Genomic DNA, 23,623 nt, shown 5'->3' with positions numbered 1-23,623 from the left:
GGCCTTATTTGGCCGGCGTCGGCTGCTGAGCAGGCTGATCCTTTTCCAGATGAGCCAGGTCCAGCGCGATATGCACGGTTTCATCCAGATACGGATCCGGCTCCTGGTAATCCTTCGGCAGATCGTCGAGCGATTTCAGCGGCTTCTTGCCCGCACGTTCCAGACGCTCGTTGATGCGTTTCAGACGGGTCGCGTCGTCATCGTGGTTCTCTTTCTCGCGCACCGCCAGATTGAGGGACACGATGTTGCGTTTATCCTTCAGCGCCTTGTAATGCGCGATATCCTGCGCGATGTACTGGAACTCCGGATTTTGCGCGATGCGCTGCTGGTGATCTTTCAGCAGCTCCGGCTCGAACGGCGCCATATCGCCGGTCTTGCTGTAGGTCGCCGCATTGATGCTGTCCCACGGCATGGCGTTGTCTTCAAACGCTTCGCCGGTTTCCGCCGGATCGACGCCGGTCGGCATCAGAATGTCCGGCGTCACGCCCTTGCGCTGGGTGCTGCCACCATTGACGCGGTAGAACTTCTGAATGGTGTACTGCACGGAACCGAGCGCCGGCCACTCAGGGCGCAGCATCTGATCGTAGATACGGTTCAGCGAACGGTACTGCTGCACGGTGCCTTTACCGAAGGTTGGCTCGCCGACAATCAGCGCGCGGCCGTAATCCTGCATCGCCGCCGCGAAAATTTCGGAGGCGGAGGCGCTGAAGCGATCGACCAGCACCACCAGCGGGCCTTTGTAGTAGGTCACGCCGTCGGTGTCGGCGTCTTCACGCACTTTGCCGTTGTTGTCGCGCACCTGCACCACCGGGCCGCTCGGAATGAACAGGCCGGACAGCGACACCGCTTCGGTCAGCGCGCCGCCGCCGTTGGTGCGCAGATCGATGATCACGCTCTTGACATTCTGCTTGGCCATCTTCTGCAGCTGCACTTTCACGTCATCGGTCAGACCGACATAGAAGCCGGGGATGTCGAACACCGCCACCTTCTCTTTGCCGACGGTCTTGATGGTCATTTTCACCGCACGGTCTTCCAGACGGATGCGCTCGCGGGTCAAGGTGACCACGCGGGTTTTGGTGCCCTTGCCGGCCGGCAGGATCTCAAGGCGCACCTTGCTGCCCTTCGGCCCTTTGATCAACGACACCACGTCGTCCAGGCGCCAGCCGATCACGTCCACCATCGGTTTGCCGGCCTGGCCGACGCCGACGATGCGATCGCCCACGGTGATCGCTTTGCTCTTCGCTGCCGGACCGCCCGGCACCATCGAGTTGATCAGGGTGTAGTCGTCATCCATCTGCAGCACCGCGCCGATGCCTTCCAGCGACAGGCTCATCTCGGTGTTGAACTGCTCGGTGTTGCGCGGAGACAGATAGTTGGTGTGCGGGTCGATTTCATGCGCAAAGGCATTCATCGCCAGTTGGAAGACGTCTTCGCTGTTGCTTTGCGTCAGGCGCTTGATGGCGAACTGATAGCGCTTGGTCAGCGTGTCGCGGATTTCTTTGTCGGTCTTGCCGGTCAGCTTGAGGTTCAGCTCGTCATACGTGACTTTCGCATCCCACAGGCTATCCAGCTCGGCCTTGTCTTTCGGCCACGGCGCTTTGCTGCGGTCGAGATCGATAGTGCCGTTGCCGGTGAAGTTCATCGGCTTGTCCTTGTCCAGCAACGACAACGCATAGGTATAACGCTCAAAGCGGCGTTTCTGCGCCAGATTGAACAGCGCGTAGAAGGTGTCCAGCTTGCCGGTTTTCAGCTCTTCGCCAACCTGATTGCGTTTGCCGGCGAACTGCGCCACGTCGGAGGCCAGCAACACGTTATGGTTGTAGTCCAGCATGTTCAGGTAGCGATCGAAGATCTTGCCTGAAAATTCCGCATCGAGGGCGAACTGGCGGTAATGAGAGCGAGTGAAGCGCGAGGTGACGCGCTCACTCACCGTAGCGTGCTGGGGTTCCTGTTGCAGTTGGGGCAGTTGGCCGATGCGGATGTTGGCTGTTTCCGCGCCGTAACTGACACCCGCCCACAGCAGCCCTGCAATCGCTGTTAATCTGACGAATTTGTTCATGCCTGGGTTGGCCTCCGTATCAGAACTGCAAGTGTTCTGCGCGCACAATCATCGCCAGACCGGAAGAGAGCTGCACACGTACGCCATCTTTAGCGATTTCGAGTACGGTAGCATCCATCGCGCTCTTGCCTGCTCTGACTTTGATTTCCTGGCCAATTTGCAGTTTAGAGATATCCGTGACTGGCGCATAACGCGGCTGGCTTTCCTCTTTGGCTGCACGAGGTTGGCGAGCGGGCTGTGGGCGAGTTTGTGGGCGCGGCTTGCGGTTTTCCGGCGCGGCTCCGCCTTCGCGACGCGCAGCGGGCTTTTTACCGGCTGGACGCGGACGGCGCGGAGCGGCATCGGCGGATTCGCCGGCGGCTTCACGTTTTTTGGCGTTTTGTTCGGCACGCTGTGCCTGAACGCGCGCTTTGGCTTCTTCAAGCTGCTGGCGAGCATGATCGACATGCTGCTGCTCCAGTTCACCGCACGGATTGCCGTCCAGGTCGACGCGCTGCGCGCCAACCTTGACGCCGTACAGGTAACGCCAGCTTGAGGTGTATAGGCGCAGGGCAGAACGCAATTGCGTTTTGCTGAGATTCTCTTCCCCCTGCACGCGCTCTACCAAATCCTGAAAAATACCGATTTTCAGCGGACGAGCTTCGCCTTCGGCGCTAAAGCAGAGCGGAAAACGCTCGGCAAGAAAAGCAATGACTTCTTTACTAGAGTTCAACTTAGGTTGATTTTCCATGAAATTTCCTGATTACAACGGTATTGCCAACAAGCCACAGGCATGAACAGGCGTCATTATAATGACGCCATCGGTAATTGCCACGTTAACCGTCGATCAACTTGCCGCCACAGTCACATATTTCGCACTGTCACACTGTTCCAGTTGCTCACAAAGCCCCGCCACCACTGCTTTCAGGCCCACTTCGTCCTGTTCGTCGAAGCGTTGATAAACCGTGCTATCGATATCCAAAACGCCGATCGCTCGGCCGCCAACCGCCAGCGGCAGCACGATTTCCGCGTTGCTGGCCGCATCGCAGGCGATATGGCCCGGAAACGCATGCACGTCACCGACGCGCTGCACGCGATTTTCCGCCACCGCCGTGCCGCATACGCCCTTGCCCACCGGAATGCGCACGCAGGCGATCTTGCCCTGGAACGGCCCCAGCACCAGTTGGTCGCCATCCATCAGATAGAAACCGACCCAGTTCACGTCATCCAGACGCTCGTTGAGCAACGCGCTGGCGTTGGACAGCGCCGCGATAAAGTTGGTTTCCCCGCCGAGCAACGCGCTCAGGTCACGTTTTAATTCCGCGTAGAATTGTTCTTTTGTCATGTGTTAACCATTGAAACAGTGAAGATGGCCAGAAGCCCAAAGCTTAGGCCCTATAAAATAAGCATTAAATGCGTATAGCCACAAGGTTAATCATCTGTTGCTTCACAAAACCCCGTCGCTCGGGGTATGTTTGCCGCTCAGAATCCCGGTTTACCTCGTTTTACCGTCCGGCGCCCGATCGCCGGTGACGCGGCCGGTTTATTTTTCAGCTACGCTGACAGTTCCGGCGGGCTCAAGGGCAGCTACTTGTCAAAAATGAAAATACACGCGATCACCGCCCCCCTTTCCAAAGCGCGCCACCAACGCTGCTGCGAGTGCGACCTGCTGTTCGTGCTGCCGCCGCTCAGCGGCAATCAGGCCGCTTATTGCCCGCGCTGCAACGCCAAGGTGGTGCATGGCCGCGACTGGTCGATGACACGCCTGACCGCCATGGCGATCACCATGCTGCTGCTGATGCCGTTCGCCTTCACCGAACCGCTGATCAGCATCCGCCTGCTCGGCACGCGCATCGACGCCAGTTTGCTGGAGGGCATCTGGCAGATGAGCCGCCAGGGCGATCCGCTCACCGCCAGCATGGTGGCGTTTTGCACCATCGGCGCCCCGCTGACGCTGGTGCTGTCGCTGCTGTACCTGCGTTTCGGCCATGCGCTCGGCATGAACCTGCGCCCGGTGCTGCTGATGCTGGAGCGGCTCAAAGAGTGGGTAATGCTGGACATTTATCTGATCGGCATGGCGGTGGCGGCGATCAAAGTGCAGGATTACGCCGACATCCAGCCCGGCAGCGCGCTGATCGCTTACCTGTCGCTCACGGTGCTGAGCATCCTGACGCTGATCCACGTCAACCTGGAGCAGCTGTGGGAGCGCTACTATCCGCAGGAACAGCCGGAAGGCCCGCCGACGGCGCTGCACATTTGTCTGTCCTGCCACTATACCGGCTATCCCGACGCGCGCGGCCGCTGCCCGCGTTGCCATGTGCCAATGTGCCATCGCCAGCCCTACAGCCTGCAGAAAACCTGGGCGGCGCTGATCGCGGCGATGATCCTGCTGATACCGGCCAACCTGCTGCCGATTTCCATCATTTACGCCAACGGCACGCGGCTGGAAGACACCATTTTCTCCGGCGTGGTCTCATTGGCCACCTCCGGCAACGTGCCGATCGCCGCCATCGTGTTCATCGCCAGCGTGCTGGTGCCCTTCACCAAGGTGATCGTGCTGATCGTGCTGTTGCTGAGCATCCACTTCAAAACCTCGCACAGCCTGAAGACGCGCATTCGTCTGCTGCGCCTGGTCACCTGGATCGGCCGTTGGTCGATGCTCGATCTGTTCGTTATCGCCTTGATGATGTCGCTGGTAAATCGCGATCAACTGTTATCTTTTACTATGGGACCGGCCGCGTTTTACTTTGGCTCGGCGGTCATTTTGACTATTCTTGCCGTTGAATGGCTCGATAGCCGATTGATTTGGGATGCACATGCAACAGGAAACGCCGACTACACCGACTGAAGCGCGGGTCAAGAACAAACGCCGCATTTCACCGTTCTGGTTACTGCCGTTCATCGCCCTGCTGATCGCCGGGTGGCTGGTCTATAACAATTTCCAGGAGCGCGGCACCACCGTCACCATCGATTTCCAATCGGCGGCGGGCATCGTCGCCGGCCGCACGCCGGTGCGCTACCAGGGCGTTGAGGTCGGCACGGTGCAAAAAATCAGCCTGAGCAAAGATCTGCGCAGCATCGTGGTGGAAGCCAGCATCAAAAGCGATCTGGAAGACTCGCTGCGCGAAGGCACCCAGTTCTGGCTGGTGACGCCCAAGGCCTCGCTGGCCGGGGTTTCCGGGCTCGATGCGCTGGTCGGCGGCAACTATATCGGCATGATGCCCGGCAGCGGCAAGGAGCAAACCCACTTCACCGCGCTCGATACCCAGCCGAAGTACCGCCTGAACACCGGCGAGCTGATGATTCACCTGCATGCCGACGATCTGGGTTCGCTCAACAGCGGCTCGCTGGTCTATTACCGTAAAATCCCGGTCGGCAAGGTGTATGACTACACCATCAGCGAAGGCAACAAGGGCGTAACCATCGACGTGCTGATCGACCGCCGCTTCGCCAACCTGGTGAAGAGCAACAGCCGCTTCTGGAATGTCTCCGGCTTCAAGGGCGATTTCAGCCTGTCCGGCGCCACGGTGCAGATGGAGAGCCTGGCGGCGCTGGTCAACGGCGCCATCGCCTTCGATTCGCCGGCCGATGGCCAGCAGGCCAAGGGCGATCAGAACTATACCCTTTACCCGGACCTGGCCCACAGCCAGCGCGGCGTCAATATTCTGCTGGATCTGCCGAGCGGCAACAATTTGAGTGAAAACCGCACGCCGCTGATGTACCAGGGGCTGCAGGTCGGCACCCTGACCAAGCTGACGTTGCAACAGGACAGCAAAGTCATCGGTGAACTGACCATCGATCCTTCGGTGGTCGATCTGATGCGCAGCGGCACCCGCATCGTGATGCGCAGCCCGCGCATCAGCCTCAACGACGCCAAGCTCAGCCAACTGCTGACCGGCACCACGCTGGAACTGGTGCCGGGTGAAGGCGACCCGCAGCAGCGCTTCAACGTGCTGGACAGCAGCGAAACGCTGTTGCAACAGCCGGGCGTGTTGACCGTCACGCTGACGGCGCCGCAAAGCTACGGCATCGACGTCGGGCAACCGCTGGTGGTGCACGGCGTGAAAGTCGGCCAAATCCTGAGCCGCACCTTGACCGCCGGCGGCGTGGTGTTCACCGCCGCCGTTGATGCGCAATATCGCGGCCTGCTGCACAAAGACAGCAAATTCGTGGTCAACAGCCGCCTCGACGTCAAGCTGGGAATAGACGGCATGGAAGTGCTCGGCGCCAGCGCGCAGGAGTGGGTAGACGGCGGCGTGCGCATTATCCCCGGCAGCAAAGGGGAACCTGGCGGCCAGTACCCGCTGTACGCCAACAGCGAAAAAGCCGAGGAAGGCATCGTCGGCAACGCCCCTTCCACCACCCTAACCCTCAGCGCCACCAGCCTGCCGGACGTGCAGGCCGGCTCAGTGGTGCTGTATCGTAAATTCCAGGTGGGCGAGATCGTTAACGTTCGGCCGAAGGCCAACGAGTTTGAGGTGGACGTCTACATCAGCCCGGAATACCGTAAGTTGCTGACCCGTGAAAGCATCTTCTGGGCCGAAGGCGGCGCCAAGGTGCAGCTCAACGGCAGCGGCCTGACGGTGCAGGCTTCACCGCTCAACCGCGCGCTGAAAGGCGCCATCAGCTTCGACAACCTGCAGGGCGTGACGCTGAACAAAGGCGCCAACCGCGTACTGTACGCCAGCGAAACCGCCGCCCGCGCGGTGGGCAGCCAAATCACGCTGAAAACCTATGACGCCAGCAAGCTGTCGGCGGGCATGCCGCTGCGTTACCTCGGCATCGACGTCGGCCAGGTGGAGTCGTTGCAGCTGGCGCCGGAACGCAACGAAGTGTTGGCCAAAGCGGTGCTGTATCCGGAATACGTGCAGACCTTCGCGCGCCTCGGCAGCCGCTTCTCGATCGTGTCGCCGGAGATCTCCGCCGCCGGCGTCAGCAACCTCGATACCCTGCTCCAGCCTTATATCAACGTGGAGCCGGGCCGCGGGCGCGAGCTGCGCACCTTCGAACTGCAGCAGGCCAGCATCACCGATTCGCGCTATCTCGACGGGCTGAGCGTCGTGCTCGACGCCGCCGAAACCGGCTCGCTGCAGATCGGCACGCCGGTGCTGTTCCGCGGCGTAGAGGTCGGTACCATCACCGGTTTCTACCTCGGCGCCATGTCCGATCGGGTGCACGTCGCGCTGCGCATCAGCAAGAAGTATCAGCATCTGGTGCGCAACAACAGCGTGTTCTGGCTGGCGTCGGGTTACAACCTGCAGTTCGGCCTGACCGGCGGCGTGATCAAGAGTGGCACCTTCCAGCAGTTCATCCGCGGCGGCATCGCCTTCGCCACGCCGCCAACCATTCCGCTGGCGCCGAAAGCGACGCCGAACAAGCACTTCCTGCTGAATCCGGAAGAGCCGAAGGACTGGAAAACCTGGGGCACCGCCATTCCTCGCGATTAACTTTCGCGTTTTCCTCAGGGCCCGGCAATGCCGGGCCCTGTTTTTTTCCGCTTTATGATAAACTCTCGCCCTTGTCTTTATTGCACCCTGAGAGTTCGCCCCGTGGCCAAATCCACCGCCGTTTTTCTGCCCCCCGCTTTCCTCGACGCCACCCGCGCCATCATGCCCGCCGAGCTGGCGATGGGCGATTTTATCGCCGCTTGCCAGCGCCCGCTGCGCCGTAGCCTGCGCGTCAACACGCTGAAGATCGGCGTCGCCGACTTCCTGGCGCTGGTGCGGGAGTACGACTGGCGATTGGAACCCATCCCCTGGTGCGCGGAAGGGTTCTGGATCGAGCGCGACGATGAAGAGCTGCGATTGGGCAGCGCCGCCGAACACCTGAGCGGTCTGTTCTATATTCAGGAGGCCAGCTCGATGCTGCCGGTCAGCGCGCTGTTCGCCGGCGGCGCGGCGCCCCATCGGGTGCTGGACGTGGCGGCGGCGCCGGGCTCCAAAACCACCCAGATCGCCGCGTTGATGGGCAACCAGGGCGGCATCGTCGCCAACGAATACTCCGCCAGCCGGGTGAAAGTGCTGCACGCCAATATCAGCCGCTGCGGCGTGAAGAACACCGCGCTGACCCACTTCGATGGCCGGGTGTTCGGCGCCGCGCTGCCGGAGAGTTTCGACGCCATTCTGCTCGACGCCCCCTGCTCCGGCGAAGGCGTGGTGCGCAAAGATCCGGACGCCATGAGCAACTGGTCGCCGGAAAGCGTCGCCGAGATCGCCGCCACCCAGCGCGAGCTGATCGACAGCGCGTTTCATGCGCTGGCGCCGGGCGGCGTGATGGTTTATTCCACCTGCACCCTCAATGCGCAGGAAAATCAGCAGGTGGTGCGCTGGCTGCTGGGCACCTATGGCGACGCAGTCAGCGTCGAGCCGCTGGGTGAGCTGTTCCCCGGCGCCGACAAGGCGTTGACCGCCGAGGGCTTCCTGCACGTCTTCCCGCAGATTTACGACAGCGAAGGGTTTTTCGTCGCCCGCCTGCGTAAAAAACACGCCGTGGCGCCGTTGGCGAAGCCGACCTATAAAGTCGGTAAATTCCCGTTCAGCCCGCTGTCCGGCAAAGAGGCGGCGCTGGTCGCCCAAGCCGCCGCCGCATCCGGCTTAACCTGGGGCGATGACAGCCGGCTGTGGGAGCGCGACAAGGAAATCTGGCTCTTCCCGGCCGAGCTGGAGCCGCTGTTCGGCAAAGTGCGCTTCTCGCGTATCGGCCTCAAGCTGGCGGAGCGCTTCCCGAAAGGTTTCCGTTGGCAGCACGAAGCGGCGATCGCCCTCGCGGGCGCCGACGGCAAACAGCATTTCGAGCTGGACGCCGCGCTGGCCCAGGAGTGGTATCACGGCCGCGATCTCTACCCTGAGCAGCCGCCGGCGGGCGACGAGTGCATCGTCACCTATCAGGGGCAACCGCTGGGCATCGCCAAACGCATCGGCAGCCGCATCAAGAACAACCTGCCGCGCGAGCTGGTGCGCGACGGCGCGCTGGATTTTCACCTGTAATCACCCTGGCGCCGGGGAGCCGCTTTCCCCGGCGATAAATAAAGATAACAATATTCCCATCACCATTCGTTATTATTCTAATCATTTCACCATCACGTTATTTCACCCACGCACGCTTGCCCTGTGCCAATTAAAAAGTTTTGACCTTTGATAAAGACAATTTCACGTTCTTATCCTATTAATTTAAATGTAAGTAAATAAATGCGTGCAACTCAGCTCTGGGTGGCGTTTTTGCGGACTTTCTCTGACATGGCAAGGAATCATGATGAAAAAAACTCTGCTGGTTTTGCTCTCGTTAACACCTCTGCTGTGCATCAGTGGCGCAGCCAACGCAGCGGGCACCATTCAGGGCACGCTGGGCGTGACAATGACCATCGGCGCCGGGTGCGTGGTCACCGGCGGCAACAGTTCCGGCACCACCAACGACTTTGGCTCCATCAGTTTCGGCACCTACTCGTCGCTGGCTAACGTCATCACCGCCAGCGCCACCGGCAGCGGCGGCACCGGCACCTTGGGGCTGAACTGCACCACCGGCACCAACTACACCGTGGCGCTGGACAACGGCCTCAACGCCTCCGGCAGCCAGCGGCGCATGGCCAGCGGCGTGCCCGCCTACATCAGCTATAACCTCTACCAGGACAGCGCCCACGCCGTGCCGTGGAACAGCACTACCGGCGTGCTGACCGGCACCGGCACCGGCTCGGCGGTCCCGCTGATCGTCTACGGTCTGGTGCCCGCTGCGGGCACCACCCCGGCCGCCGGCGTGTACAACGATACCGTCACCATGACCGTGACCTGGTGATGCCTGCCGACACGGGGCGCCACCACGGCGCTCCGTCATTCATTAATGTAATAATATTCCCATCCGCCATCTCGTTATCTCAAACACGATTCCCCCTGATGTGTTTACGCTGCACTCAACCTGCGATCTCGCTTAAAAATAAATAAAGTTTTTAATCTTTCGGCAAGACATTCCCCCGTTCTTATTCTATTAATTAATCTGTAAATAGATTAATGCATTTGACTCATTTTTCGGGCTTTTTGGCAGGCTTCTCTACTACGGCAAGGAACCATGATGAAAAAGACTCTGGCGGCATTAACCTCGGCAGCGGTTCTGCTGTGCACCTCTGGCGCCGCCTTTGCGGCGGGCACCATTCAGGGCACGCTGGGCGTCACTTTAACCATCGGCGCCGGCTGCGTCGTTACCGGCGGCAACAGCTCCGGCACCACCAACAACTTCGGCTCCATCAGCTTCGGCACCTACTCGTCGCTGGCTAACGTCATCACCGCCAGCGCCACCGGCAGCGGCGGCACCGGCACCCTGGGGCTGAACTGCACCACCGGCACCAACTACACCGTGGCGTTGGACAACGGCCTCAACGCCTCCGGCAGCCAGCGGCGCATGGCCAGCAGCGTGCCCGCTTACATCAGCTATAACCTCTATCAGGACAGCGCCCACGCCGTGCCGTGGAACAGCACCACCGGCGTGCTGACCGGCACCGGCACCGGCTCGGCGGTCCCGTTGATCGTCTATGGTCTGGTGCCCGCCGCGGGCACCACCCCGGCGGCAGGCGCGTACAGCGATACCGTCACCATGACCGTCACCTGGTAAGCATGACGCGCCTGGCCGTCACCTGCATGCTGCTGTCGTTGGCAGGTGCTTGCCGCGCCGACGTCAGCACTGCGACGGTCGGCGTCAGCGCCACCTTGGTCAAATCCTGTGTCGCAGGCACCACCAGCGGCGGCAACACCACGTTCGGCACCTTCAGTTTCGGCACGGTTTACTTCCTCAATACGGCGATAAAAGTGACCGGCCAGGCGAACGCCGGCGCACTGCAGATCAACTGCAACAACGGCACCAGTTACACGGTGCTGCTCAGCGGCGGACAGAGCGGCAATACCGCTTCGCGCTATCTGCAAAGCGCGGCGGGCGCCCGCGTGAACTACAACCTGTATACCAGCGCCAGCTACGCCACCGTCTGGGATAACGTCACCGGCGTGACGCAGACCGCCACCGGTCAAAGCGTCTGGCTGCCGGTGTACGGCATGATTCCGGTGCAGGCGACGCCGGCGACGGGCACTTATACGGACACGGTACAGGTGACGATAAATTGGTGATTAACGGAACGCTGCGCACCCTGCTGCTGACGGCGCTGATTGGCGCTCCGGCGGCACATGCCGATACCGTCAGCCAGGGCTTCACGGTCAATGCTTCGATCATCAAAGGCTGCGTGCTCGGCAGCGGCGTCACCAACGTTACCTCGTTCGGCAGCATGAGCTTCGGCCAGGTGGCGTCTTTAAGCAGCCCGATAAAAATTGTCTCGAGCGCCGGCGCCGGCTCGATCCTTATCCGCTGCAACCCCGGGCTCAGCGTCACCCTGGGATTGAACGTCGGCAATAACGTGTCCGGCTCCATCGCCGGCGGGCGCAAGCTGTTGAACTCGGTCACCTCGGAAACGCTGATTTACCAGCTCTACCAGGATGCCAACTACGCCGTTTTGTGGGGAGACGGCGGCAACGGCGGCGCCGCCCAAACCGTCTCCTCCACCGGCAGTACGCAGGAAATAAAAATCTACGCCAGTTTAATGGCGAGCAGCACCTTGCCCACCAGCGGCACCTACAACGATACGGTCTTAGTGACGGTGAGTTATTGAGCTTTTAAAAGGATCACATTATGCGTAGTACTCTGCTTCGCCTGCCTCTGCTGGCAGGATTGTTGTTAGCCGGCCAGCCGCAGGCCTTCGCCGCCGCCTCCATTCTGATTTGGCCCATCGATCCGGTTATTGAAGACAACCAGCAGGCGACGGCCCTGTGGCTGGAAAACCGCGACAGCAAGCCGGTTTACATGCAAATTCGCGTGCTGGGCTGGCAACAAACCGGCGGTAAGGACGATTACCGCAACCAGAGCGAGGTGCTCGCCAGCCCGCCGGTCGCCACCATTCTCCCCGGCAAACGCCAACTGATTCGCCTGATCAAGCAGACGCCGGCCGCCGCCGGACAAGAGCGGGCTTACCGCATCCTGGTCGATGAAGTGCCGATCAAAGATAAAGATGGCGCAGCGCCCGACAAAGGCGCGCAGATGGGGCTGAAATTCCAGATGCGTTATTCGGTGCCGCTGTTCGTCAGCGGCAAAGGCGTCTGGACCAAGCAAGACTTCGAACACCCGCGCGACTACGCCACCGCCAACCAGCCGAAGCTCAGCTACCGGCTGCTGCAACAAAACAGCCAGCGCTGGCTCGACGTACGCAACGACGGCATCGTGCATGCTCGCCTGTCGCAGGTCAGCATTCAGGGCAAGCCGCTCAACAACGGGCTGCTGGGCTATGTGCTGCCGGGTTCGCAAATGCGTTTCGCCCTGCCGCCGTCGGGCAGTTTTGCCGCCGGCAAGCTGCAGGCGATGGTCAACGACAACAAACAGCCCGTAACCCTCCCGTCTTACTGAGCCCGAGGCGCAGGTGATGCGGATGTCGCCATCGCCCTCACGCGGCATGCAGCTCAAGCCGCTGGCCCTGGCCGTACTCTGTATGGCGGTAGAACTGTGCCCGCCGCCTGCCGCCGCCGACGATTTGCCACCGCCGCCCCGCGCCGTCAGCATGCCGGATACCACGCTGTATCTGGAGCCGGTGGTGAACGGCCGCCCGACCGGTAAAGTCGTGCCGGTCGCCTACCGCGGCGGCCATTACTATTTAACGCCTCAGCAGCTGCTCGATGCCGGCCTGCCGGTGACGGACAAACAGGTGAAAGAGATCGCCGTCGATCAACTGGATAAGGTCGACGTCACCTACAGCGGCGAAACGCAGCAGTTGCTGATCTCGGTGCCCAACGACTGGCTCCCCAGGCAAACCCTCGGCGACGCCAACCCGGAGCAGCGGCTGCCTGCGCAAAGCAGCCTGGGCTTCTTGCTGAATTACGACGCCTACGTCAGCCAAAGCGGCGGGCGCGGCAATCCGGGCTATTTTTCCGCCTGGAGCGAACAGCGGCTGTTCGACGGCTTTGGCGTTATCGCCAACACCGGCATTTTCCGCAGCAGCTTCAACGGCGAGACCGCCGCGCAGCAGAACAATCGCTATATCCGCTACGACAGCAGCTGGCGCTACAGCGACGACGACACCATGCTCAGCTATACCGCCGGCGATCTCACGACCGGCTCGCTGCCCTGGACCAGTTCGGTGCGCGTCGGCGGTCTGCAGGTAGCGCGTAATTTCGCCACGCGGCCGGATCTCATTACCTACCCGCTGCCGCAGTTCTCCGGCCAGGCCGCCGTGCCGAGCAGCGTCGATCTGTACATCAACAGCTATAAAAACACCTCCGCCAACGTGAATCCCGGCCCGTTCACCCTGAATACCGTGCCCTACATCAACGGCGCCGGTCAGGCGACGGTGGTGACGACCGATGCGCTCGGCCGCCAGATCAGCACGACGGTGCCGTTCTATGTCGCCAGTTCGCTGCTGCAGGCCGGGTTGAGCGATTTCAGCCTGTCGGCAGGCGCGCTGCGCCAAAACTACGGTTACCGATCCGCGGACTACGGCCAGTGGGTGGCCAGCGGCAGCGGGCGTTACGGCGTCACCGACTGGCTCACGCTCGAAGGGCGGGCGGAAGGTGCGGCGGCGTTGGCGGTCACCGGCGCCGGCGCCGGCGTGCGCATCGGGCAGCTAGGGGTGCTCAACGCCTCCTACAGCTACAGCCAGGCGGGCCGCGACGCTTTCAACGCCCCTCCGGTCACGCCGCGGTATTACGATCCGGTCACCGGCCAACCGGTGCAGCAACCGGATGCCGGGCCGGTTTATCAGTACGCCGGCCGCCACGGCGATCAAACCAGCCTGAGCTACACCTACAGCAATCAGTATTTCAGCCTCAACGCTCAACGGGTGCTGCGCAGCGCGGACTTTGGCGATCTATCCACCTACAAGAGCAGCTATCGGCTGAGCCGCCGCACCGATCAGCTGACCGGCAGCATCGGCCTGAGCCGCTTCGGCAGCCTGGGCGCCGGTTATTTCGACGTGCGCGACGCCATCGGCCAGCGCACTCGCCTGGTCAACCTGTCGTACAGCCTGACGCTGTGGCGCAACATCAGCCTGTACGCCTCAGCGAACCGCGAGATTGGCGGTGACGGTTACAGCTCTCAGCTGCAGATCAGCATTCCGTTCGATACCTGGGGCACCGCCAACGTCAGCACCGCCCGCGACGCCGGCAACCGCTGGAGCGAACGCGTGGCTTACAGCCGCGCCGCGCCGACCGACGGCGGTTTCGGTTGGAATCTGGCCTATGCCGGCGGCCAGGGCAGCAACAGCGATTATCGTCAGGCGGATGTGACCTGGCGCACCTCGCTGTTGGAAACCCGCGCCGGGCTGTATGGCAACCGTAACGACTACACCCGCTGGGGCGAAGTCAGCGGTTCTCTGGTGGCGATGAACGGCGGCGTTTATGCCACCAACACCATCAACGATGCCTTCGCGCTGGTATCGACCGACGGCTACGCTGGCATTCCGGTCAGCTACGAGAACCAGCGCATCGGCGTCACCAACGACAAAGGTTATCTGCTGGTGCCCACCGTCACCTCGTATTACCACGCCAAGTTCCAAATCGACCCGCTCAATTTACCGGCGGACGTTAACCTGCCGGCGGTCGAAAAAACCGTCGCCATCCGCGATCACAGCGGCTACCTGGTCGAATTCCCCGTCCAGCGCCTGTCCGCCGCCGATGTGGAGCTGGTCGATGCGCAAGGCAAACCGCTGGCCAACGGCAGCCAGGTGGCGGTGCTCGGCGGCAATCAACAAAGCTACGTCGGGTGGGATGGCATGACCTATATCGATCCGGTGCAGCAACACAACCGGTTAAGCGTAATCCCGGCCGACGGCGGCCCGCCGTGCCAGGTCAGTTTCAGCCTGGCCAACCCGCAGGGGCTGCAACGCGTCGGCCCTCTCGTCTGCCAGTAACACACGGAGAAGAAGAATGATGTCTCGGCAAGTGAAAATCTTTTTGGCGGCGCTGCTGTTGATGTGTGGACAACGCGCGCTGGCGGACTGCACCACCACCAACGGCACGGTTACCCTGCCCAGCAGCAACTCCTTCGCCGTCTACAACGGCCAGATAAGCGCCCAGGGCACCGCGGGGCTGAACTGCACCGGGCTCGGGCTCAATTTGCTGTCGCAAAACACCGTCACGGTCAAGATCGCTTCCACCACCAACAACATGGCTCTGCTGAACGGCAACGGCTCAGGCGATAAAATTTCTTATTTGATCTACCCGGATTCGAACTACCAGTATCCGTATAGCGTCGGCCAGACCATCGATTACAGCTCGCTGAATCTGCTGTCGCTGATCCTGATCTCAGCCAACGTCAACTTTCCGTTGTATATCAAAACCGTCGTCGGCGCGAACGTCAGCGCCGGCACCTATACCGATACCATCAACCTGGTGTGGAATTATCACATCTGCGGCATCGGCATCCTGGGAGCATGCATCTGGTGGGACGGCACCAATCAACCCAGCACCGTGACCGTCACCGCGGTCATCACCAAGAGTTGCCTGATCAATACCGCCAACAACGTTAACTTCGGCAGCATGGCCTTAGTGGGGCAATTCAATCCGATCAACCAAAACATCACGCTGACCTGCACCAAATCCCAGTCTTACAGCTCCTACTTCACCAACGGCAACAACCCGATCACCGGCTGGCGGCGAATGATCAGCGGCACCAGCAACTTCCTGCAGTATCAGATCTATTTGCCCAATACCAGTACCGTGTGGAGCAGCACCAACGCGCAAAGCGGCACCGGCACTGGCCTGGCGCAAAGCATCCCCTTTACCGCCGCCGTCAATCCGGCGCAAACCGAAGTGCCGGTCGGCACCTATCAGGATAACGTCAGCTATGTCGTGACTTACTAGCGCAGCCGCTAGCCGCCCGGCCGAATGTTGCCAGAGTGTATTTTTTATGTGGCATTTTTTGCTCATTTGGCTATGCTCATACCGACGACCTGACTGGTCTAACCTCCTACCACATCATTGAGCAAGGAGTTCCCATGAGCAAAACCGTCGTAAAAATTGGCAGCTTCGAGGTCGATGACGCGCATCTTCACGCCACCGCCGACCGTGCAGGCACCCTGAGCATCCCCTGCAAGTCCGATCCGGATCTGTGCATGCAGCTCGACGGCTGGGATGAACACACCAGCATTCCGGCCATCCTCAACGGTAAGCAGTCGCTGCTGTACAAGCAACACTACGATCGACAGACGGACGCCTGGGTGATGCGGGTGGCATGAAAATGCATCCAGTCGGCTGACGACGCGCTGCTTTCATCAGAAACAGCGCGTTTTTTTATGCGATGGCGATGCCGCGCCCGGCAAAGAAGTGGGCGAAGCGGTTGAGTGACAGCTGTACTCGCTCGCGCGTCGCCGGGCTGTCGCCCGAAGGATTATGGAAGGTCACGCTTTGCGCATCGGCGGCGGTGATCAACACCAAATGCCCGCCCCGCTGCGGCGGTATGCTCTCGGGCCGGCGAATGGCGGGATGCACCGAGGCGATAAAGTAGCGGCATTCATGAAGCAGCGCCGGCACATCGGCGGCCGCCAACCCCACCTTCACCTCCGCCTGCAGCGCGAACTGCTCGCGCACATACTCGACGAACGGCGCGTAAATCAGTCCTTTTATCCGCTCGTTCTCACGCACATAGGCGCCATAAGGCAGGCTGCGGCGCGCCAGTTCCAGCAGCGGCGGCGCTGCGCCGTCGCGGTGGCCCAGCACCATTTTCAGGCAGGCCATGCCGCACACGTGGTTGGCCCATTCGACGTACTCCGCCCGATCGCGGGCACCGCTGCACGCCCAATTCTCGTCTTGCGCCAACGTCGCGCGGCCGGCGATCAGATCGGCGGCCATCTCCGGGCTCGCCCACTGGCACTCGTAGGGAACGGCGCGCATCCGTTTAGAACTTGTCGACGACTTTGAAATTCATCAGCACCAGCGTCATGTCCGGCGAGAACAGATCGTACTCTTCGAAGAAGCGCTGCAGCTCTTTGCGCCAATGCGCCAGCGAACGATCGCCCTCGCCTTCGGCAAAGGCGTGCGCTTCATCGACCTGATCGTATGTTTTCATTTCCACCGCGGTCAGCTCAACCGCGCAGACCGGCTCTCCCTTGCCGTCCACCACCAGGAACCGATCGCCGGCCTGTGGGATGCCCTCGCCGTCCAGGTTGGAGCAGGTCGCCGTTTTGGTGCCGTTCAAAATCAATTGCACCACTTCATCGGCCTGCTGTTCGGTATCACCGAACGCCCAGCGCTCAAGGTGCTCGTATTTCTGTGGAATTGCCGTCGCCATGATTATACCTTTTGGAAAAATGCCTCAATGCAGACAGGATAGTACAACGTATTGACGGCCGTCTGCATCCGTCACAAGCGCGACTGCGCGTTACGCCAGCGCCGTCTTTACGAGTTTTTACCGTTCTTCGCTGTGCCTTCAGCGCTACGGGGCGCATACTGTGAACATTATTCACTCAATGGCAACGCCAGGCGGCAACATGCGGCAAGACGATTTCGATGCTGACGATACCTTCAGCGATTTACTCAACAGCGTCGCGTTGGCGACGCTGTTGCTCATCGCCATCGCCGGCGGATGGTATTTCAGTTAAGAGAGGGCGACGTGGCGACAAAACGCATGGGCAACAAGCTCAGTAAAATGGTGGTGGTGCTGCTGCTGATCTGCCTGGCGTTGCTGCTGTTGCGTTGGGCGGCGATAGCGTTCGGTTAATCCCATAAAACGACGCCGGCCAACCGCCGGCGCCCTGCTCACCGCCGCGGCGCCGCGGTCGGCTCCAGTAACTCGCGCAAATAGGCCAGACGCGCTTCCCCCTGTGGCAACCAGCGACGGCACAGCCAATGTTGCGTTTCACCCGTGCGGCTGAGGCGGTAGTACTCCGCGAAGGTTTCGACCCAGTTCATGATGTGTTCTCCTGCTTTTCGACATTGCCAGTATTGAGCGCAAAAACCAGAAGAAATACTGATGGCTTGTTTTTTATGCTTCCTGTTTTTGGCCGTCGGTAGCGAAGCCGCAGTTCAACTGCTACATTGGGCGAAAATCAACCCACCGAGGTGTAGGCCATGACGTTCTCGGAACAGGAGATTAAACCCGTATGGGATGAAGTCGCGCGCCTGATCGGCGACAGCGTGATGCAACTGCGCCATCGCGGCGAGGCGCTGTCGGTAGAAACGCTGGAGAAACATCTGGCGCGGCAGCTGGCCGAGAGCAACGACATCGAACGGCGTATCCTGCTCGGCGCCGCCATCAACATGCTGAAAGGCGGAAAATGAATCGCCAACCGAAAAGGTTGGCGATCCGACAGAAGCCCGAGGTATGCAAGCCCGGCCTTCTGCGCGCTACTATGTCACGCTAATATGACGTAATTAATAGGAATTGTCGGGTTTTTGCCCAAAACGCCCTATTTTTGTTGCCGGCATTACGCCAACACGAAATCGCCGGCATCCAGCGGCTGCCCCACCACTTTCACCAGGAAATCGTTGCCGTCAAAGGCGCCGCCCAGGTTGATCGCCACATCGCTGACGTGATTTTGCGCATCGTAGCTCAGCTTCGCCTCGCCCGCCTTGCCGCTGAACTGATCGACGAAGCGGATGCCGTCGGCGCTGCCGGTGTTGAACAGCGTCAGATCGATCTTGTCCTCGCCGCGCACGAAGTCGCGGATCCAATCCGGCGCCGCCGCCGTCGACTCATCCGCCGCGAAGTAGACGAAGGTGTCCTTGCCGGCGCCGCCCCACAGCTGATCCGCCCCTTTGCCGCCGTACAACACGTCATCACCCGCGCCGCCCTTGAGCACGTTATCGGCGGCGTTCCCGACCAGCACATCGTTACCCGACCCGCCGATGGCGTTTTCAATCGTTACGCCCGCCGCGATCGACACGTTGCCTTTCAGGCCGCCGACGTCCGAGAACGCCTTTTCATTCAGGTTGATGCGCTGATTTTGACCGAAGCCGGAGAAGTCGAAGGTGTCGTTGCCGCCGGCATCCCAGGCGGTGAAAATTATCTTGTCCTGCGCGCCGGTGGCGGTGAGGAAGTCGCGATCGGTGTTGGAATTGAAACCGTAAACCGTGTCGCCGGTGCGGGTGTTCATGTTGGCGCCGTAGAAATGCTGGATCGCCGTGATGTCATTGAGCAACGGCCCGGAAGAGTACGCGCCTTTAAAGTCCTGCCCGGTGTTGCTTTCACTGAAATAGCTCATCAGGCTGTGGGCGCGGCTGTCTTCGAAGTAGGTCGCGTCTTTAGCGTAGGTGATGCTGACGCCCGGCGCGGCGTTATAGTCGCCCGGGTGCTGCAACCCCAGCGCATGACCGATCTCATGGGTGAAGGTCTGGCGGCCGTACTCGTTTTCATGGATCTGGTTGTTGACGAAGGTGTGGTTCTTGGCGTTATACCAGGTTTGACCGGCGACCGAAGGCGATGAATCCGGGTTATACGCAAAGGCATAGGAGCCGCGCGAGCTGTAATCGAACAGACCGAATTTGATATTGGCGGCGGCGGTGTTGCTGGTCTCGGTGAAGGTGATGTTGGCCACGTCAGACCATGACTGCAGCGACAGTTTGGCCTGCTCGCGCTGTTCCGCGTTAAAGCTGCTGAAGCCGCTGATGCTCATGCTCGACATATTGCCCGGCGCCTTTTCCCAGAAGCTGTAGGTCAGGGAGACCGGCTTTTCGGTCACGCCCTTGTCGTGCCAACTGCGATCGCCGCGCACCAGCTCCAGGCCGGCATTCTCGAACGTTTTCGACGGATGAAGCACGGTAATGGTGTCGTCTTCATCGGGTTTATAAGCGCCCAGCAGGGCTAATACGCCTTCGGCCTTAACGGAAGCATTGCTTGATGACATAACCTTATCTCCATATTCGTCAATTCAATCGGGGGGATGCCCCAACTGGCGGATTGCCTGAACGGCAGCGGCCCGGTGTTGAATCAATACGGGGATATCGGTAATGCGCTGGCGCCTTCCATCGGCACTCTGAATGAGAACGATAATCCCTTAAGAGAAGAGAATAGACACATTTTACCGAGAACAGATTTTTCTTATCAAAAGTGTGACAGGGATTTTCCGCCATGCGAATGATTTTCAAGGTAATAATCAGCATTATCACGATGTCGAAAAAAGTATAAAAAAACCGGGGCAATCCAACCCCGGCTATCCATAACACACTCTGGACTCAGACTAACCAACCGAGCAACAGCGTCGCGCCAATGACCGTGGAAGCACCGCCGATGCGCGTAGCGATTTGGGCGAACGGCATCAGCCCCATGCGGTTGGACGCCGACAGGATCGCCACGTCGCCGGTGCCGCCCAGGCCGCTGTGACAGCAGGTGACGATCGCCGCTTCCACCGGGAACATCTTCAGGTAAGGCGCAATCAGGAAACTGACCAACCCCATCGACAGCACCACCGAGCCGCAGACCACCACATAGCCGACCGAGAACACCGCAACCACGCTTTCCAGCGGCACGTACAGCATGCCCAGACCGATCATCAGCGGCCACACCAACGCGGTGGAGACGAACTTATAGAAACTGTGCGCGCCGGTCTCCATCGAAGCCGGGATCACCCGGCAGTATTTGCACAGCACCGCGAACAGGATCATCAGCACCGGGCCAGGGATATGCACGATATGCTCGAACAGGCCGCCGACGATAAAGAAGGCGCAGATCACCAGCAGCCCGCCGCCCATCAGTTGGAAATCGACGTTGCCGCTTTGTTCCTTGATGGCGAACATCGCGTTCTCCTGCGCCGAACGGATCAGCATGCCGTCGCCGCTCAGCGCCTTGCGCTGCATACCGATGCGCGCCAGCACCCCGGCGGTCACGATGGCGAAGATATTACCCAGCACCGCCGCCGGCGCCAGCTGCGCGACATAGACGTCCGGTGTCGATCCCAGGATCGCCGAATAGGCCAGCGACAGCGGTAAAATGCCCTCGCCGATGCCGCCGCCGATGATCGGCACGATGATAAAGAAGAAGGTGTGATAGAAGGTGAAGCCGAACAGTTTCCCCACCAGCAGCCCAGTGATCACCGCCGTGACCGTGCCCACCACCAGCGGCACGAACATGCGAATCATCCCCTGGATCAGGATCACCCGGTTCATGCCGAGAATGCTGCCGACCACCAGACTGGCGATGACGAAATAAAGCAGGTTGGCGTCTTTCATCAGCAGATGGACGGTGCCCATGACGTTGGGCTGGAACACGTTGAAGTAGACCAGCACCGACGGCACCATCAAACACAGAATGGCCGGCCCGCCGATATCGCGCAGCACCGGAATGCTTTTACCCAACTGCGCCAGCGCAAAGCCCAGCGTCATTATCACCGCCAGGCCGCCGATCATATTCTTCGGCAGGAAGTTGGCGTAGGCGGAAATCGCCACGATGGCGCAAATCGTGATAAACAACGCGATCGGCACCGCACCGATATCTATTTGACGAAGTTGATTAATTAATCCTGATGATTCGGACGATGCCGTATTTTTATCACAGGCTATTTCTGCATTTATCTGTTTCATTATTCACCCTGCTGACAAGCGTACAGTACGGTTAGATTCACCTGGCGCAACAATCCCGCCATAGCCAAGTGAAAACAACTAATTACAAAAATCCTATTGCGGATTTCGCTTTTTCTAATAAGAAATAAAACAGTAGACAGCACTGACAATATGATAAAAAATAAAAATGCAAAACTAAATTACGCTGAGGGAATTCAATATTGTGACCCTCCGCCAAGGTTGGTTTTAATTAATTATCGTCAGCATTTTGTAATTAAAGTAATCAGGCTTAAATTCGCTGCTATGCTATAGGAGGGCGAAAAAGCCCCCTGCTTTATTAATAAAGAACCGGAAACGCCATTAGCTGAATCCGGTCAGCTTGATCCGAACCTTAATCCTGCGCGCGGCACCGCACGGGAAAAAGGCATAATATGACTCATAAGGAAGTAGAATATGTCTTCACGCGCTGTTACCCCACAAACCCTCGCTCGCTACGGCATCCATCAGGCCGCCGACATCGTCTATAACCCCAGCTATGAATTGCTGTTCGCTGAAGAGACCCGCGCCGACCTGCCGCCGCTGGAACGCGGCACCCTCACCCAACTGGGTGCGGTCAACGTCGCGACCGGCGAATTTACCGGCCGTTCGCCGAAAGACAAATACATCGTGCGCGACGACACCACGCGCGACACCGTCTGGTGGTCCGACAACGGTACCGGCAAGAACGACAACCAGCCGCTGTCACCGGAAGTCTGGCAGCATCTGAAGACGCTGGTGGGCAACCAGCTCTCCGGCAAGCGTCTGTTCGTGGTGGATGCCTTCTGCGGCGCCAACGCCGATACGCGCCTGAAGGTGCGCTTCATCACCGAGGTGGCCTGGCAGGCGCACTTCGTGAAAAACATGTTTATCCGCCCAAGCGACGCCGAGCTGGCGGACTTTGAGCCGGACTTCGTGGTGTTGAACGGCGCCAAATGCACCAACCCGGACTGGCAGCAGCAAAGGCTGCACTCGGAAAACTTCGTCGCCTTCAACCTGACCGAGCGCATGCAGCTGATCGGCGGCACCTGGTACGGCGGCGAGATGAAGAAAGGCCTGTTCTCGATCATGAACTATCTGCTGCCGCTGAAGGGCATCGCCTCGATGCACTGCTCGGCCAACGTCGGCGAGCAAGGCGACGTCGCGGTGTTCTTTGGTCTGTCCGGCACCGGCAAAACCACCCTCTCCACCGATCCGAAACGCCAGCTGATCGGCGATGACGAGCACGGCTGGGACGACGACGGCGTGTTCAACTTCGAAGGCGGCTGCTACGCCAAAACCATCAAGCTGTCGCCGCAGGCGGAGCCGGAAATCTATCAGGCGATCCGCCGCGATGCGCTGCTCGAAAACGTCACCGTGCGGGCCGACGGCAGCATCGACTTCGACGACGCCAGCAAAACCGAGAACACCCGCGTCTCTTACCCGATTTATCACATCGAGAACATCGTCAAACCGGTGTCCAAAGCCGGCCACGCGCGCAAGATCATCTTCCTGACCGCCGACGCCTTCGGCGTGCTGCCGCCGGTGTCGCGCCTGACGCCGGAGCAGACCCAATACCACTTCCTGTCCGGCTTCACCGCCAAGCTGGCCGGCACCGAGCGCGGCATCACCGCCCCGACGCCGACCTTCTCCGCCTGCTTCGGCGCCGCGTTCCTGACGCTGCACCCGACGCAATACGCTGAAGTGCTGGTGAAACGCATGGAGGCCGCCGGCGCCCAGGCTTACCTGGTCAACACCGGCTGGAACGGCAGCGGCAAGCGTATCTCGATCAAAGATACGCGCGGTATCATCGACGCCATCTTGAATGGCGACATTGAGCAGGCCGACACCTTCACGCTGCCGATCTTCGGGCTGGCAGTGCCGACCACGCTGCCGGGCGTCGATCCGTCGATCCTCGATCCGCGCAAAACCTACGCCGACGAATCGTTGTGGCAGGAGAAAGCGCAGGATCTGGCGCAGCGCTTTATCGATAACTTCGCCAAATATACCGTCACCCAGGCGGGCGAAAAGCTGGTGAACGCCGGGCCGAAGCTGTAACGCAGAC

General features: G+C 60.2%; 22 protein-coding genes. 14 read left to right on the top strand and 8 right to left on the bottom strand.

Features of this window, described 5'->3' with window-relative positions:
• Positions 1–4: 4 nt before the first annotated feature.
• The 3 genes from prc to ACSBQV_RS02010 all read right to left on the bottom strand — a co-directional run bounded on the left by prc (position 5) and on the right by ACSBQV_RS02010 (position 3,383).
• Positions 5–2,059 (bottom strand): carboxy terminal-processing peptidase, encoded by a 2,055-nt coding sequence (prc, locus tag ACSBQV_RS02020; protein ID WP_434991406.1) that lies wholly within the window; start codon positions 2,057–2,059, stop codon positions 5–7.
• A gap of 19 nt (positions 2,060–2,078) precedes the next feature.
• Positions 2,079–2,789, bottom strand: coding sequence for an RNA chaperone ProQ (gene proQ, locus ACSBQV_RS02015; protein ID WP_004931497.1), 711 nt, complete (start codon positions 2,787–2,789; stop codon positions 2,079–2,081).
• A 96-nt stretch (positions 2,790–2,885) separates the two neighbouring features.
• Positions 2,886–3,383 (bottom strand): GAF domain-containing protein, encoded by a 498-nt coding sequence (locus ACSBQV_RS02010; RefSeq protein WP_033642843.1) that lies wholly within the window; start codon positions 3,381–3,383, stop codon positions 2,886–2,888.
• 255 nt (positions 3,384–3,638) lie between these two features.
• Between ACSBQV_RS02010 and yebS the strand changes: the two genes are divergently transcribed.
• The 11 genes from yebS (at position 3,639) to ACSBQV_RS01955 (ending at position 16,286) form a co-directional block, all read left to right on the top strand.
• Positions 3,639–4,886, top strand: a complete 1,248-nt coding sequence (gene yebS / locus ACSBQV_RS02005; protein WP_108682295.1) for a membrane integrity lipid transport subunit YebS — start codon at positions 3,639–3,641, stop codon at positions 4,884–4,886.
• Entirely contained in the window at positions 4,855–7,485 is a 2,631-nt protein-coding gene (locus tag ACSBQV_RS02000) for a PqiB family protein (RefSeq protein WP_099782947.1), read from the top strand. Before yebS ends, ACSBQV_RS02000 begins: the two co-directional genes overlap by 32 nt.
• Before the next feature lie 102 nt (positions 7,486–7,587).
• Positions 7,588–9,024, top strand: a complete 1,437-nt coding sequence (gene rsmF, locus ACSBQV_RS01995; RefSeq protein ID WP_099782797.1) for a 16S rRNA (cytosine(1407)-C(5))-methyltransferase RsmF — start codon at positions 7,588–7,590, stop codon at positions 9,022–9,024.
• A 265-nt stretch (positions 9,025–9,289) separates the two neighbouring features.
• The gene (locus ACSBQV_RS01990; RefSeq protein ID WP_033642841.1) at positions 9,290–9,826 is read left to right on the top strand and encodes a Csu type fimbrial protein; all 537 of its coding nucleotides are present in this window, start codon (positions 9,290–9,292) and stop codon (positions 9,824–9,826) included.
• A 273-nt stretch (positions 9,827–10,099) separates the two neighbouring features.
• Entirely contained in the window at positions 10,100–10,636 is a 537-nt protein-coding gene (locus tag ACSBQV_RS01985) for a Csu type fimbrial protein (RefSeq protein ID WP_033642840.1), read from the top strand.
• 2 nt (positions 10,637–10,638) lie between these two features.
• Positions 10,639–11,142: a Csu type fimbrial protein gene (locus tag ACSBQV_RS01980; protein ID WP_099782270.1), complete on the top strand. Its 504-nt coding sequence runs from the start codon at positions 10,639–10,641 to the stop codon at positions 11,140–11,142.
• The gene (locus tag ACSBQV_RS01975) at positions 11,136–11,678 is read left to right on the top strand and encodes a Csu type fimbrial protein (RefSeq protein WP_099782272.1); all 543 of its coding nucleotides are present in this window, start codon (positions 11,136–11,138) and stop codon (positions 11,676–11,678) included. Before ACSBQV_RS01980 ends, ACSBQV_RS01975 begins: the two co-directional genes overlap by 7 nt.
• Positions 11,679–11,698: 20 nt before the next feature.
• On the top strand, positions 11,699–12,466 hold the full coding sequence (locus ACSBQV_RS01970) for a fimbrial biogenesis chaperone (protein ID WP_033642837.1): 768 nt from the start codon (positions 11,699–11,701) through the stop codon (positions 12,464–12,466).
• A gap of 22 nt (positions 12,467–12,488) precedes the next feature.
• Positions 12,489–14,960: a fimbria/pilus outer membrane usher protein gene (locus ACSBQV_RS01965; protein WP_404757950.1), complete on the top strand. Its 2,472-nt coding sequence runs from the start codon at positions 12,489–12,491 to the stop codon at positions 14,958–14,960.
• A 16-nt stretch (positions 14,961–14,976) separates the two neighbouring features.
• The gene (locus ACSBQV_RS01960) at positions 14,977–15,912 is read left to right on the top strand and encodes a Csu type fimbrial protein (protein WP_199169672.1); all 936 of its coding nucleotides are present in this window, start codon (positions 14,977–14,979) and stop codon (positions 15,910–15,912) included.
• Between the two features lie 134 nt (positions 15,913–16,046).
• Positions 16,047–16,286, top strand: a complete 240-nt coding sequence (locus tag ACSBQV_RS01955; protein ID WP_033652110.1) for a YebV family protein — start codon at positions 16,047–16,049, stop codon at positions 16,284–16,286.
• A 55-nt stretch (positions 16,287–16,341) separates the two neighbouring features.
• Here ACSBQV_RS01955 and ACSBQV_RS01950 read toward each other — a convergent pair whose 3' ends face one another.
• Positions 16,342–16,941, bottom strand: coding sequence for a C39 family peptidase (locus ACSBQV_RS01950; RefSeq protein ID WP_099782276.1), 600 nt, complete (start codon positions 16,939–16,941; stop codon positions 16,342–16,344).
• Between the two features lie 4 nt (positions 16,942–16,945).
• Positions 16,946–17,338 carry an ASCH domain-containing protein gene (locus ACSBQV_RS01945; RefSeq protein ID WP_033638276.1) on the bottom strand — a complete coding sequence of 131 codons (393 nt, stop codon included), beginning with the start codon at positions 17,336–17,338 and terminating at the stop codon, positions 16,946–16,948.
• 336 nt (positions 17,339–17,674) lie between these two features.
• On the opposite strand from ACSBQV_RS01945, the gene yniD reads away from it, so the two are divergent.
• Positions 17,675–17,767 carry a small membrane protein YniD gene (gene yniD, locus ACSBQV_RS01940; protein ID WP_016928013.1) on the top strand — a complete coding sequence of 31 codons (93 nt, stop codon included), beginning with the start codon at positions 17,675–17,677 and terminating at the stop codon, positions 17,765–17,767.
• Positions 17,768–17,805: 38 nt separating this feature from the next.
• Here the strand turns inward: yniD and ACSBQV_RS01935 are convergent, their stop codons facing one another.
• A complete protein-coding gene (locus ACSBQV_RS01935) occupies positions 17,806–17,958 on the bottom strand; it encodes a hypothetical protein (RefSeq protein ID WP_162997461.1) in 153 nt (50 codons plus the stop codon).
• A 159-nt stretch (positions 17,959–18,117) separates the two neighbouring features.
• Between ACSBQV_RS01935 and ACSBQV_RS01930 the strand changes: the two genes are divergently transcribed.
• Complete coding sequence (locus ACSBQV_RS01930) at positions 18,118–18,327, top strand: hypothetical protein (RefSeq protein WP_033642834.1); 210 nt, start codon at positions 18,118–18,120, stop codon at positions 18,325–18,327.
• 146 nt (positions 18,328–18,473) lie between these two features.
• Here the strand turns inward: ACSBQV_RS01930 and ACSBQV_RS01925 are convergent, their stop codons facing one another.
• Positions 18,474–19,892, bottom strand: a complete 1,419-nt coding sequence (locus ACSBQV_RS01925; RefSeq protein ID WP_033652108.1) for a serralysin family metalloprotease — start codon at positions 19,890–19,892, stop codon at positions 18,474–18,476.
• Positions 19,893–20,220: 328 nt separating this feature from the next.
• Positions 20,221–21,564: a 2-hydroxycarboxylate transporter family protein gene (locus ACSBQV_RS01920; protein WP_033642832.1), complete on the bottom strand. Its 1,344-nt coding sequence runs from the start codon at positions 21,562–21,564 to the stop codon at positions 20,221–20,223.
• 432 nt (positions 21,565–21,996) lie between these two features.
• Between ACSBQV_RS01920 and pckA the strand changes: the two genes are divergently transcribed.
• Positions 21,997–23,616, top strand: a complete 1,620-nt coding sequence (gene pckA, locus ACSBQV_RS01915; RefSeq protein WP_099782278.1) for a phosphoenolpyruvate carboxykinase (ATP) — start codon at positions 21,997–21,999, stop codon at positions 23,614–23,616.
• The last annotated feature ends 7 nt before the right edge of the window (positions 23,617–23,623 follow it).

The sequence above is a fragment of the Serratia sp. B501 genome (assembly GCF_051172315.1).
Lineage (GTDB): Bacteria > Pseudomonadota > Gammaproteobacteria > Enterobacterales > Enterobacteriaceae > Serratia > Serratia ureilytica.
The sequence above is the reverse complement of the archived record's forward strand: the minus strand, read 5'-3'. Positions and strand labels throughout refer to the sequence as shown.